This is a genomic window from Actinomycetospora chiangmaiensis DSM 45062 (genome assembly GCF_000379625.1).
GTDB classification, from domain to species: Bacteria; Actinomycetota; Actinomycetes; order Mycobacteriales; family Pseudonocardiaceae; genus Actinomycetospora; species Actinomycetospora chiangmaiensis.
The window spans coordinates 114,188-126,536 of record NZ_KB903246.1 but is presented as its reverse complement, the minus strand read 5'-3'; the positions used below and the strand labels follow the sequence as shown (position 1 = coordinate 126,536).

Annotated in this window: 13 protein-coding genes; 6 read left to right on the top strand and 7 right to left on the bottom strand. The window is 74.3% G+C overall.

Annotated elements, in window-relative coordinates; translation table 11 throughout:
• Positions 1-203: 203 nt before the first annotated feature.
• The gene (locus tag A3CO_RS0126110) at positions 204-722 is read left to right on the top strand and encodes a YflT domain-containing protein (protein WP_018335213.1); all 519 of its coding nucleotides are present in this window, start codon (positions 204-206) and stop codon (positions 720-722) included.
• A 79-nt stretch (positions 723-801) separates the two neighbouring features.
• Here A3CO_RS0126110 and A3CO_RS0126105 read toward each other — a convergent pair whose 3' ends face one another.
• From A3CO_RS0126105 to A3CO_RS0126095, 3 genes are all read right to left on the bottom strand, one after another.
• The gene (locus A3CO_RS0126105; protein WP_018335212.1) at positions 802-1,281 is read right to left on the bottom strand and encodes a hypothetical protein; all 480 of its coding nucleotides are present in this window, start codon (positions 1,279-1,281) and stop codon (positions 802-804) included.
• A 103-nt stretch (positions 1,282-1,384) separates the two neighbouring features.
• A complete protein-coding gene (locus A3CO_RS0126100; protein ID WP_018335211.1) occupies positions 1,385-2,860 on the bottom strand; it encodes an MFS transporter in 1,476 nt (491 codons plus the stop codon).
• Positions 2,861-3,026: 166 nt separating this feature from the next.
• Positions 3,027-4,115 carry a magnesium and cobalt transport protein CorA gene (locus tag A3CO_RS0126095; RefSeq protein ID WP_018335210.1) on the bottom strand — a complete coding sequence of 363 codons (1,089 nt, stop codon included), beginning with the start codon at positions 4,113-4,115 and terminating at the stop codon, positions 3,027-3,029.
• Between the two features lie 325 nt (positions 4,116-4,440).
• Between A3CO_RS0126095 and A3CO_RS0126090 the strand changes: the two genes are divergently transcribed.
• The 5 genes from A3CO_RS0126090 to A3CO_RS0126070 all read left to right on the top strand — a co-directional run bounded on the left by A3CO_RS0126090 (position 4,441) and on the right by A3CO_RS0126070 (position 7,831).
• Positions 4,441-4,956: a MaoC family dehydratase gene (locus tag A3CO_RS0126090; RefSeq protein ID WP_018335209.1), complete on the top strand. Its 516-nt coding sequence runs from the start codon at positions 4,441-4,443 to the stop codon at positions 4,954-4,956.
• Between the two features lie 114 nt (positions 4,957-5,070).
• Positions 5,071-5,580, top strand: coding sequence for a PH domain-containing protein (locus A3CO_RS0126085; RefSeq protein ID WP_018335208.1), 510 nt, complete (start codon positions 5,071-5,073; stop codon positions 5,578-5,580).
• Between the two features lie 4 nt (positions 5,581-5,584).
• Complete coding sequence (locus tag A3CO_RS0126080) at positions 5,585-6,442, top strand: PHP domain-containing protein (protein ID WP_018335207.1); 858 nt, start codon at positions 5,585-5,587, stop codon at positions 6,440-6,442.
• Between the two features lies 1 nt (position 6,443).
• On the top strand, positions 6,444-7,286 hold the full coding sequence (locus A3CO_RS0126075) for a RecB family exonuclease (protein ID WP_018335206.1): 843 nt from the start codon (positions 6,444-6,446) through the stop codon (positions 7,284-7,286).
• A 44-nt stretch (positions 7,287-7,330) separates the two neighbouring features.
• On the top strand, positions 7,331-7,831 hold the full coding sequence (locus tag A3CO_RS0126070; protein ID WP_018335205.1) for a hypothetical protein: 501 nt from the start codon (positions 7,331-7,333) through the stop codon (positions 7,829-7,831).
• Here the strand turns inward: A3CO_RS0126070 and A3CO_RS0126065 are convergent.
• From A3CO_RS0126065 to A3CO_RS0126050, 4 genes are all read right to left on the bottom strand, one after another.
• Complete coding sequence (locus A3CO_RS0126065; protein WP_018335204.1) at positions 7,815-9,050, bottom strand: kynureninase; 1,236 nt, start codon at positions 9,048-9,050, stop codon at positions 7,815-7,817. The two genes, A3CO_RS0126070 and A3CO_RS0126065, sit on opposite strands and share 17 nt — an antisense overlap.
• The gene (locus A3CO_RS0126060; protein WP_018335203.1) at positions 9,047-9,928 is read right to left on the bottom strand and encodes an oxygenase MpaB family protein; all 882 of its coding nucleotides are present in this window, start codon (positions 9,926-9,928) and stop codon (positions 9,047-9,049) included. Before A3CO_RS0126060 ends, A3CO_RS0126065 begins: the two co-directional genes overlap by 4 nt.
• Positions 9,925-10,851 carry an alpha/beta fold hydrolase gene (locus tag A3CO_RS34395; protein ID WP_051086096.1) on the bottom strand — a complete coding sequence of 309 codons (927 nt, stop codon included), beginning with the start codon at positions 10,849-10,851 and terminating at the stop codon, positions 9,925-9,927. The genes A3CO_RS0126060 and A3CO_RS34395 overlap by 4 nt, the downstream gene beginning before the upstream one ends.
• A gap of 102 nt (positions 10,852-10,953) precedes the next feature.
• Positions 10,954-12,348 (bottom strand): Rv3212 family protein, encoded by a 1,395-nt coding sequence (locus A3CO_RS0126050; RefSeq protein WP_018335201.1) that lies wholly within the window; start codon positions 12,346-12,348, stop codon positions 10,954-10,956.
• Between the last annotated feature and the right edge of the window lies 1 nt (position 12,349).

Below are 12,349 nucleotides of genomic sequence, written 5' to 3'. Positions count from 1 at the left end.
ACCACATCGTCACGAGGGAGATGCTCCTGGGGAGCATCTCCCTCGTGGCGTCTCCGATTCGCTCGGTTGGTAGGCGCTGCGCCGTTCGGCCGCGCTCGTCGGCGGGCACACACACTCCGTAGGGCACTTTCCCCCGGTTCCGTCCGTTGGAAGGATGCGCGGACCGGAGAGCACCGGGCCGAACTGCCAAGCGGAGGTAAGTCGTGAGCGCGCCGTTCCTCGGCAACCGTCCCGGGGCAGCCCCCGGGCTGCCGAACCTGCCGGAGCCGCCGTCGGGCTGGCCGATCGGGTCGTACGCCAAGTACGAGGAGGCGCAGCGGGCCGTCGACCACCTCGCCGACAACGACTTCCCGGTCGCCGACGTCACCATCGTCGGGGTCGACCTGATGCTCGTCGAGCGGGTCATCGGCCGGCTGACCTGGGGTCGTGTCCTCGCCACCGGTGCGGCGTCGGGCGCCTGGCTCGGCCTGTTCGTCGGCGTGATCCTGTCGCTGTTCAGCGCCAACGGGTCGTTCGGCGCGATCCTGCTCGGACTCGGGATGGGCATCGTGTTCGGCGTCGTCTCCGGGGCGATCACCTACGGCGCCTCGCGCGGTCGGCGGGACTTCACCTCGGCGAGCCAGCTCGTCGCCGGCCGCTACGACGTCCTGTGCCAGCCACGCAACGCCGAGAAGGCCCGCGACATGCTCGCCAAGCTCGCGATCGGCTCCGAGCAGACCTAACCCGTTCCCGACGGCGGGTCCCGCTCGCCGGGCGCGCGCCGGGCAGCTCTGCCCGTGGCGTCACCCTCGCCGCGGTGGATCAGGCCGCCGTCGCCCGGGCCGTCCACGACTCGAAGCGCCGCCAGAACAGCCGCTGCGAGAAGGCCCAGAGCCGCAGCAGCCGCGGGTGGACGTGCGCGTCGATGCGGAGCTCCACGGCCGTGCCGCCGGGGGCGTCCGCGACCCCGATCCACAGCCGCGTCGGGCGCAGCAGCCGGAACGAGATCGCGTAGGCGCCGTAGAGGTACTGCAGGTCGCGCGACTCGCCCTCGCGGATCTCGCCCAGCACCCCCGGCAGGTGCAGGCCCGGACCGTGGTGGGTCGTCACGACCCCCTCGGCGAACCCACCGCCCAGGAACTCCACGCGCCACGGCGGGATCTGGGTGTCGGTGAAGGTGGCCGGGTCGTTCAGCCACGCCCAGACCCGGTCACGCGGGGCCGGGGTGACGAACCGCTGCACGTGCTGGTGCGACCGCCACCCGGGCGGTGCCGGCTGGTCGGGCCCGGAGAGGCTGCTCACGGCAGATGATGCTGCCGGGAGACCGACGGATCGGCAGCGCCGACGGGGAGCGGACGCCTGCGGTGGTCGGGGAGGCGCGCCGACCACCGCAGGCGCTCGCCGATCACGAACTCGCCGCGCCCGTCGCCCGCACCACCGACAGCGGCTGGGCGATGTCCTCCAGCGACTGTCCCTCCGCCTTCACGCCGAGCGCGATCGTCACGAGCCCACCGACGATCATGATCGCCGCGCCGACGATGTAGCCGATGAACAGCTTCGAGGGGTCGGGGGCGTTCTTGTCGATCAGCGAGCCGTAGAACAGCGGCGCGATGGACCCGAAGCCCTGGGCGATCGCGAAGAACACGGCGATCGCCTTCGCGCGGACCTCCATCGGGAAGACCTCGCTGACCGTCAGGTACGCGGCCGACGCGCCCGCCGAGGCGAAGAAGAAGATCACGCACCAGGCGATCGTCTGGGTGGTGGCCGTCAGCGCCCCGGCCCGGAACAGGAACGCCGAGATCACCAGCAGCCCGCCGGACAGGATGTAGGTGCCGGAGATCATCGGCTTGCGGCCGATCGAGTCGAACAAGGGCCCGAGCAGCAGCGGACCGAGGAAGTTCCCGACCGCGAACGGGATGTAGTACAGCGCCGTGTCCTGCACGCCGAAGAACGTGCCGAGCACCGTCGCGTAGGTGAAGAAGATCGCGTTGTAGAGGAACGACTGCGTGATCATCAGCGTCGCGCCGAGCGTGGAGCGGCCGGGATAGGTCCGGAAGAGCACCCGGAGCAGGGCGAGGTAGCCGGTCTGGTCGGTCGGCGTGATCTCGATGGCCCGACGCTCGTCGACCGGCGGCAGCTCCTTGCCGGTCGACGAGACCTCCTCCTCGATGTAGGAGATCGACCGCTCGGCCTCCTCGCCACGGCCGTGCATGATCTGCCAGCGCGGGCTCTCGGGCAGGTTGCGGCGCAGGAACAGGATCGCGATGCCGAGGACCGGGCCGAGCAGGAACGCGATGCGCCAGTCGATGGCGGGGGAGAGCGCCCCGGAGAGCAGCGGGACCTGGACGACGGCGGCGATCGCGGCGCCCGCCCAGTACGTGCCGTTGACCGCGATGTCGACGCGTCCCCGGTAGGTCGCCGGGATGAGTTCGTCGATCGCCGAGTTGATCGCCGCGTACTCCCCGCCGATGCCGGCCCCCGCAATGAAGCGGGTCAGGTAGATGAATGCGATCGCCCCGGCCCCGGAGCCGACGGTGAACGCGGTCAGTGCGGACCCTCCGAAGTAGATCGCCAGCGTGATCATGAACAGCCGACGGCGGCCGAGCCGGTCGGAGATGTGCCCGAAGACCAGGGCGCCGACCACCTGGCCGATGAGGTACGCCGTCGCGAGCCCGCCGACCGCCGTCGCGGAGAGCCCGAGCCGCGAGGAGTCGGTCAGCTTGTCGCCGACGTTGCTCGCGATGGTGATCTCGAGGCCGTCGAGGATCCACGCCGTCCCGAGCGCGACCACCATGCGCGTGTGGAACGGCGACCACGGCAACCGGTCGATCCGCGCGGGGATGAGCGAGCGGACGCTCTGCGGTTGATCGGTCGCCGTCACGAGAACCCCCCGGTGTCACGGCCGGGCCGTTGGTGAGCCCAGCTACACGAGGGCCCGTGTGCCCGCCATCCGTCGCCTCCAATCGGGTTTCCGACGGCGGGTGAGCCGGGTTGCGCCACCCGGCTCAACCCGTCGTCCGGAATGACCGGAAGGTCGGAAGAACCCCTCAGAGCCAGTGGTTGCGGCGGAACGTGCGGAAGAGCCAACCGCAGATCGCGAGGATCACGACGATCACCAGCGGATAGCCGAAGGTCCAGTGCAGCTCGGGCATGTAGTCGAAGTTCATGCCGTAGATGCCGGCGAACATCGTCGGGACCGCGAGCAGGGCGGCGTAGGCGGTGATCTTGCGCATGTCGTTGTTCTGGCGCAGCGTGATCTTGGCGAGCACCGCGTCCACGAGGGTGGTCAGCAGCTCGTCGAACTGCGCCACGCGCTCCGCGACGGTGGCGAGGTGGTCGTCGACGTCGCGGAAGTAGCTGCGCACCTCGGTCGGCACCAGCGGCGAGTAGCCCTCGGTGAGCCGGCGCAGCGGGTTGACCAGCGGCGCCACGGCCCGCCGCAGCTCGAGCACCTCGCGCTTCATCAGGTAGATCTGGTCGGCCGAGAAGTCGGAGTAGGGCGCGAAGACCTCGGCCTCGATGGTGTCGATGTCGCCCTCCACGGCGGCGGACACGTCGAGGTAGGCGTCCACGATGTGGTCGGCCACGGCGTGCAGCACGACGGCGGGACCGAGGGCGAGGTGCTCCGGGTCCGCCTCGAGCGTCCGGCGGACCCGCCGCAGCCCCGAGTGCTGTCCGTGGCGCACCGTCACCACGAAGTCGCGCCCCACGAAGCACATCAGCTCGCCGGACTCGACGATCTCGTTCGCCGTGGTGGGGGAGGCGTGCGCGACGTAGCGCATCGTCTTGAACACCGAGAACAGCATGTCGTCGTAGCGCTCGATCTTCGGGCGCTGGTGGGCGTGCACCGCGTCCTCCACCGCGAGCGGGTGCAGCCCGAAGACCTCGGCGATGTCCTCGATCTGCTCGGCGTCGGGCTCGTGCAGGCCGATCCAGACGAAGCCCTCGCCGCGGCTGCGGACCTCGGCGATCGCGTCCCGCGGGTTCCAGCGCCCCTCGACCCGCGCACCGCCGACGTAGATCGCGCAGTCGACGACGAAGGCCGACATGGGGACGTGCGGGACGCCGACGCCCTGGTCGAGCGCGCGGGGGCGGCGGACACGGGCGGCGGTGCGCAGCGAGGGGAGGGCGGGCATGGCGGGGCCTCGGTTCTCGGGTCGGAGCGGCGGGCGGCTCTCCGCGTCGCCCCGCGCCGGCACGCCCGCGTCAGCGGCGCGGCGTCGGACGCGAGGGGACGCGGCCGGTACTTCCGCCGGGGGTGTCGGCTGCCTGCTCGGGCTGGTCCACGTCCACCTCCCTCGTCGCGGCGCGCACGCTGTCTCGATCCATGAGGCACGGCTCACGCGTTCGTGCTGGTCCGCGCCGTGCACCGATGGTCCATCCTACGACTCGTCCCGGGGCCACCGCCGTGGGAGTGACATGCGACGTCGCTGTCGTCGAGTGAATTCAGGGAGTGGACACGTGCAGTTCGGTCGGTACTTCGAGGAGTTCGAGGTCGGGGCGACGTACAAGCACTGGCCCGGCAAGACGGTCACCGAGTACGACGACCACCTCTTCTGCCTCATCACCATGAACCACCACCCCCTGCACCTGGACAACCACTACGCGTCCGGGACGCAGCAGGGCCGCAACGTCGTCGTCGGCAACTACGTCTACTCGCTGCTGCTCGGCATGTCGGTGGCCGACGTGTCCGGCAAGGCGATCGCGAACCTCGAGGTCGAGTCGCTGCGCCACGTGAAGCCGGTCTTCCACGGCGACACGATCTACGGCGAGTCGACGGTGCTGGACAAGAAGGAGTCGTCGTCGAAGAACGACCGCGGCGTCGTCCAGGTCGAGACCATCGGCTACAACCAGGACGGCGTCGTCGTCTGCATCTACCGGCGCAAGGTGATGGTGCCGAAGCGGCCGGTGGCCGACACCCCGGAGCAGCAGTTCGCGCTGGAGCAGCCGGGTCGACCGGTCCCGCAGGACCGCTGACCGCGCGTCACGCGGAGGTGGTCCTCCCCGTGCGTCCGGCGGGTTAGGCTCCTGCCGGGCGCGGGAGCCGCGGCGCGGCGGAGCTCGACCATCGCTGAACGGGGGAGGGCCACCGTGCTGGCACCGCGGGACATCGACGAGTACGTCCTGCCGACCGAGCGGCGCGTGATCCGCTTCCGGCGGCACTGGTTCGTCATCGTCAACGAGGTCGTGCAGGCGGCCGTGCTGGTGATCGTCCTGATGATCGCGGCGGCGGTGCTGCCCGAGGGCCCGGTCATCTCGAACATGCTCTGGTACGGCGCGCTGCTCGTGCTGATCAAGGCGTCCTACAAGATCAGCGAGTGGTGGGTCGAGAAGGTCGTCATGACCGACAAGCGCGTGATGCTCGCCGAGGGTGTCTTCACGCAGCGGATCGGCATGATGCCGCTCGGGAAGGTCACCGACCTCACCTTCGAGCGCACCTTCATGGGCCGCATCCTCGGCTACGGCACCCTGGTCATCGAGTCGGCCGGTCAGATCCAGGCCCTCAACCGCATCAGCTACATGCCGGACCCCGACGAGTTCTACGAGGCGATCTCCGAGCTGGTGTTCGGGGAGAAGCGCCAGACCCCGTCGCGCCCCTGACCCGGTGATCGACCTCCACCTGCACTCGAACGCCTCCGACGGGTCCGACGACCCGGCCGACGTCGTCCGGCTCGCGGCCGCGGCGGGTGTCACCACGCTCGCGCTCACCGACCACGACACGACGGCGGGCTGGGAGGCGGCCGCGGCCGCCGTCCCGTCCGGGGTGCGGCTGGTGCGGGGCGCGGAGTTCTCCACCGAGGCTCCCGACGGCCGGGGTGGCCGGGTCCCGGCCCACCTGCTCGGCTACCTGTTCGACCCGGCCCATCCCGCCGTCCTCGCCGACCAGGAACGGCTGCGGGGTGAGCGGCTGCGCCGGATCCGCGTGATGGCCGACCGGCTGCGCGCCGACGGGTACGACGTCGACCCGGAGGGCATCGCGGCGCGCACGGGTGCGCCCGTCGGTCGCCCCCACGTCGGGCAGGCGCTGCTCGACCTCGGGGTGGTCGACTCGGTCGGCGAGGCGTTCCGCACCTTCCTGGGCAAGGACGGGCCGTACTACGAGCCGAAGGTCGACACCCCGGTCGACGAGGCCGTCGCGACGATCCTCGCCGCCGGTGGCGTCCCGGTGTGGGCGCACCCGTGGGCGCGGACCCGGGGCGAGGTGATCGAGGAGTCGGTCATCGTCGAGCTGGCCGGCCGGGGCCTGGCCGGGATCGAGGTCGACCACCCCGACCACACCCCCGCGGACCGGGACCGCCTCCGCGGGCTGGCGCGTGAGCTCGGGCTCGTCGTCACCGGCTCGAGCGACTACCACGGCACCCGCAAGGAGATCCCGATCGCGGCGGAGACCACCGCGCCCGACGAGCTCGACGCCCTGCTCCACGGGGCCACCGGCGCGGAGGTGATCACCGGCGGCGCCTAGGATGGACCCGATGAGCGGGCAGCTGAGTCTGGCGGACATGCCCCTCCCGCTGGTCAGGGTCACCCCGGCGCGGCTCGCCACCTGGGACGACTGCCGGCGCCGGTACCGCATGACCTACCTGGACCGGCCGACCCCGCCCCGGGGCGGCGCCTGGGCGCACGCGACGCTCGGCGCCGTGGTGCACAACGTGTTCCGCGCGGTCTACGACACCCCGCCGGCCCGCCGTTCCCCGGTGGCCGCCGCCCGCCTCGTCGGCACCCTCTGGTCCTCCGAGGGGTTCCGCGACGACGCCCAGGCCGACGAGTACCGCGGCCGGGCCCGGGAGTGGGTCGCGCGGTACGTGGCCGAGACCGAGGTCGGCGAACCGCTCGGCGTCGAGCGGTGGGTGGCCGCCCCCGTCGGCGGGATCGTGGCCGAGGGCCGGGTCGACCGCATCGACGCCGGTCCGGGCGGCGAGGCCGTGATCGTCGACTACAAGACCGGCCGCCACGTGCCCACGGCCGCGGACGCCCACGGCTCGCGGGCGCTCGCGCTGTACGCCCTGGCGGCGGCGCGGACCCTCCGGCGGGCCTGCCGACGGGTGGAACTGCACCACCCGCCGTCGGGAACGGTCGCGGTGGCCGAGCACGACGAGACGTCCCTGGCGCGGCACCGGCGCGCGGCCGAGACGACCGCCCGGACCATGGCCGACGCCACCGAGGCCCTCGCCGCGGGCGGCGACCCGGAGGCGCTGTTCCCGCCCGCGCCCGGCCCCGGCTGCTCGCGCTGCGACTTCCGGCGCAGCTGCCCCGCGGGGCGCGCCGCCTCGGCGTCGCTGCCCGCCTGGTCGTTCCTGGCCCCGTGAGAGCCCCGTGACCGCCCCGTGACCGCCGTCTGGGAAGGACCCCGATGACCGTCCGGCAACCGGACGACCCGACGCCCCCCGAGGGCTGGGCGGCGATGGACCGCGCGTTCACCCCGGCCCCGGGGACGCCGATCGAGCGGCCGGCCGTGCCGTTCGACGGGCCGACGCTGCCGCACCCGGCGACGCCCCGGCACCTGCAGGCCCTGCCCTCGCCGCTGCCGTCGTCCGCGCCGCGCACCGGCGCGTTCGGGCGTCCGATCGGGCGGCACCGGCCGACCGCGCTCATGCGCCTCGTCGAGGTCGCGCGGGTGCTCACGGGCGGCCTCATGGTCCTGGCGCTCGTGGTGGTCGTCGCGCCGCTCGCGCTCCGCGCGGTCGGACCGGGGACGGGCGTGGTCGTGGGGCACGTGGCGGGCGCCGTGGTGGCGCTCGCCGCGACCGGGATCGCGGCCTGGCGCCGCACCCCGGTGTGGCCGGCGACCGTCGCGGCGCTGGCCGTGCCGGTGACCGTGCTGGTCGTGCTCTACCTCAACTGGTGGGCGTGACCGCGACCAGTTCGGCGAGCACCCCGAGACCGGCCGCGACCTCCGCGAACGACGTCGACAGCGGGGCGAGCCCGACGCGGATGCCGTCGGGGGCCCGGTAGTCGGGGATGACGCCGCGCTCCCACAGCACGGCGACCAGGGCCCGGGCGTCCGGGTGCCGGAGCGTGAGGTGCCCGCCGCGCCGGTCCGGGTCGCGGGGGGAGGCGAGCTCGAGGCCGACCGTGTCCGCGTACTCGACCGCGAACGCCGTCAGTGCCACCGACTTGGCGCGGACCGCGTCGATCCCGGCCTCCGCGTACAGCTCGAGCCCGATCTGCAGCGGCACGGTGGCGAGCACCGGCGGGGTCCCGGAGAGGAACTGGCGGATGCCGGACGCGGGCTCGTAGCCGGCGGCCATCGCGAACGGGTCCCGCCGGCCGAACCAGCCCTGGATCGGCTGACGCAGCACCCCGTGGTGGCGGGCCGCGACGTAGGCGAAGGCGGGCGCCCCGGGCCCGCCGCCGAGGTACTTGTAGGTGCACCCCACGGCGAGGTCCGCGCCCCAGCCGTCCAGGTCGATCGGGACGGAGCCGACCGAGTGACAGAGGTCCCAGAGGACCGGTGCGCCGGCGTCGTGGGCCACCGCGGTGATCGCCGCCGCGTCCGCCAGGTACCCGGAGCGGTACGTGACGTGGGACAGCACGACGAGGGCCGTGCGCGCACCGATCGCCGCCGCGGCCTGCTCGACCGACACCCCGCCGGCGCGGTCGGTCGAGATCCAGCGCAGCGTGCGGCCGGTCTCCGCGGCGATGCCCTCGAGCAGGTAGCGGTCGGTGGGGAAGTCGTCGTCGGAGAGCACGATCTCGTCGCGCTCCGGCGGGGCCGCGTCCACCGCCGCGCGGGCGAGCTTGTAGAGCAGCACGCTCGTCGAGTCGCCGACGATCGTCTGCCCCGGTGCGGCGCCGAGCAGGAGCGACCCGAGCCGGTCCCCGAGCTCCGTCGGGAGCTCCACCCAGCCACTCCCGGTCGCTCCGCCCTGCTCGCCCCAGCCCCGGATCAGCCGCCCGCCCCAGTCCTCGCGGGTGAAGCGGGCGAGGGCGTCGGCGGTCACCGCGAGCGGGCGCCCGAGCGAGTTGCCGTCGAGGTAGGCGGTCTCCGGGCCGAGCACGAAGCGGTCGCGGCAGGCCGCGAGCGGGTCGGCGGCGTCGAGCTCCGCGGCGCGGTCGGCCAGGTCGGTCACGCCGCGGTCCCCAGCAGGGCCTTCTCCTTCGCCAGGGCCTCGCGGGCCACGGGGCCGCGCAGCCAGGTCTCGGGGAGGGCGAGCACCGTCGTGCGCAGCGCGCGGATCGCGAGCCCGGCCGCGAGGTCCGTCGTCGGGAGCCCGGGGAGGCCGTGCATGCGGCGGGCCCAGCGGGGCTGCAGGGCGAAGCCGAGGGTGGCGAGAGCGGTCCAGGCGGGGCGGGCCGGCGTGGCCAGCGCGACCTTCGTCGGCATCGGCGGGGCGAGCAGGCGCAGGGCGCCGCTGCGGCTGGTGGCCGAGGCCCGCAGCTCGGGGCGGACCGCCTCGAAGTAGGCCGCGACCTCGGCGCGGGAGGCGGGCACGTCGGTCGCGCCGAGCAGCTCCGCGGCCCGGACCTGCTCGGCGAGGAAGCGGTCGGCCTCGTCGTCGGTGAGCCCGCCGCCGGCGCGCTGCACGGCGTCGAGGAAGCCGTGGACCTCGGTGACGTGGACCCAGCGCAGCAGGTCGGGCTCGGAGGCCGCGTAGGTCCGGCCGGTCACCGGGTCGACGCCGCGGACGTGCTCGTGGGCCGCGCGGACGTGCCCGGCGATCCGGTCCACCTCGTCGCGCGGCCCGTAGGTGACGGTCATGACGTACTCGGCGGTGCGCGCGAGGCGCGGCCAGAACTGCGTGCGGAAGTCGGAGTGCTGGTCGACGCCCGCGAGCGCGCGGGGGTGCAGGGCCTGCGTGAACAGCGCGGCGATCCCGCCCGGGCCGGCGGCGGGGTCGGCCATCACCTTCCAGGTGGCGCTCCCGGGCCCGAAGTAGCCGAGCGCGGGGTCGGCCGGCAGACGCAGCGCAGCGGAGCCCGACCCGGGAACCTGCGGGAGATCCGTCATGGTTCCAGGGTGTCCTCGCGCAGCCAGGTCCGCCACGTGGGGACCAGGACGTCGAGCAGGCCGGCGGGGTTCTCGACGTTCGGGGAGTGCGCCGCCCCCGGCACCGCCGCGAACTCCGCCTCCAGCCGGTCGGCCATGGTGCGCTGGGTGGTGACGGGCCAGGCGTCGTCGTGCATGCCGCAGACCACGAGCGTCGCGAGCCGGCGACCACGCAGCGCGGCCACCAGCTCCGGCACCCGGTCCGGCTCACTGCGCAGCGCGTCGCCCATCCCGAGCAGGGCGACCGGCGACGAGCGCTCCAGTCGCTGTCGGAGGAAGGTCGCGACGGCGGGGGTGGCCGCCTCCCAGTCGCCGGCCTCCTCGCGCAGCGCGACGACCGCGTCGAGGCCCCGGCGGCGCAGGACGGGTTCCAGGACGTCGAGGCGGGAGCGCCGCGGTCCCATCGGCAGCTCCCCGGGCCCGGAGTCCATGAGCGTCAGCCCACGGACGGGCGCCCCCGCGAGCACGGCCGCCCGCGCGACGAGCCCGCCGTAGGAGTGCCCCAGCAGCAGCACCGTGCGGCCCGCGTCCGCCTCGTCGCGCACGATCCGCGCGACCACCGCGCCGAGCGCGCTCGCCCGGTGCTCGATCTCGCCGTCGAACGGCGGCGACTCGTACTGTCCCGGCAGGTCCAGCGCGAGCACGTCGATGCCCGCGTCGGCGATCGGGTCGATCAGCGGGGCGAAGTCCTCCTTCGACCCCGAGTAGCCCGGCACGAGCACCGCGACCGCGTCCCACGGCTCGTCGGGCGTGCGCGGGCGGGCCGGAGCCCGGAGCGCGACGACCGGGCCGGGCAGCTCCACCCGTTTCCCCCGGTGCGGCGTGAGCTGTGCCGCCGCACGCGGCGCCTCCTCGACCCGTACGGGGAGGGGCTCGTGGCTCATCCTCCGGAGTGTGCCCCATGAGGGGGTGTGCCCGCGGTTCTCTCCGACGGGCGGGCTGCTGCGCGCCACGGCTGACACCGGGGCGGGCTCAGCGGGGCGGGCTCACCGGGGCGGACGCAGTCCCACGACCGTCCCGCCGCGCTGCTCGACGACGGTCGCCCCGACCACGTCGAGCCCGATCGGGCCGGGCGGGTCCGCGCGCCGATCGACCGGGAGGACGGGGCGCACCGCCCCGGTCGCGGCGTCGACGGGGGTGAGGCCCCCGGGCACGGGGACGAGCACGGTCGTCGGGGCACCGAGCACCCCGGTCGGGATCGAGGCGCCCGGGCCGAGGGTGCCGGGCAGCGTCCACCGCGGGAGCATGGTGGACGGGTCGAGCCCGAGCGTGGCCGTGCCGGTCCACCACAGCAGCACCGGGCCCGCGAGGCGCGCCCCGAGGCCCTGGCCGGCGGGGTCCGTGGCCGTCGAGTCCGGGATCGTGCCGGCAGCGGGGCCGAGCGGGAGGGTGGCGACCGGGGTCCCGGCCGCGTCGTACACCCGCAGCGTCCCGTCCGGGGCCTCGAGCGCGGTGCGGGACTCCGAGGTGGCCACCAGTCGGCCGCCGCTGACGCCGGAGAGCACGCTGAAGCGGTCCTCGGGCTTGTCGTACTCCGCCGGCGTGGTGGAGAGCACCGAGAGCCGGTCGGACGGCTCGCCCGGGCAGCGCTCCAGGACCGCGACGTCGTCCGCGCCCACCGTGATCGAGGTGTGCGGGCACTGCGCCCGGGCCTGCGGGGTGCTCTGCACCGGGGTGGGCAGCGCGCCGTACTCGAGGGTCGCGACGAGGTCGTCGCGCCACACCTCGAGGTAGTCGCGACCGGTCGCGGTGACGTGGGAGCCGTCGGCGAGCAGCCGGGTCCCGGGACGCACGTCGGCGTTCCGGGTGGGCCCGCGGGCGCCGCTCGAGGGGTCGAACGAGGCGACGTCACTGCAGTAGGTGCCGACCGGCGACGTCGTCCCGAAGAGCGCGAGGACCACCCCGGAGCCCTCGCCGAGGGTGCAGAGCGGGTCCGGTCGGCGGTACTCCCAGGCGACCGTGCCGGTGGCGGCGTCGAGCCCGGTGACCACGCCGGTGCCGTCGGGCTCGGTGCGGCCGGTGGCCACGGCGGCACCGACGCTCGTCGGCCCGCCGAGCAGGCCCGGCCCGGGCGGGGCGCCGACCGGGTCGGCGGCCCGCCACGCCTCGGTGAGCGCGGTCGGCACGCCGGCCACGTCGGGGGAGGGGATGGTGCGGAACTGCCGGAGGGTGGTCGAGGCCTCGTCGCCGGAGCGGACGACGAGGACCACACCGACGACGGCCGCGACCACGATCAGCGCGATCACGACCAGGTCGGCGCGGCGGCGGCGCTCCGCCCGGGGCCACCACGTGTCCCGCCGCGTCGGCGGGACCGTGCTCCCCGGTCGGGCTCCGCTGCGCTCCGTCTCCCCGTCGCGCTGCTCCGGCGGTGCGCTGCTCACC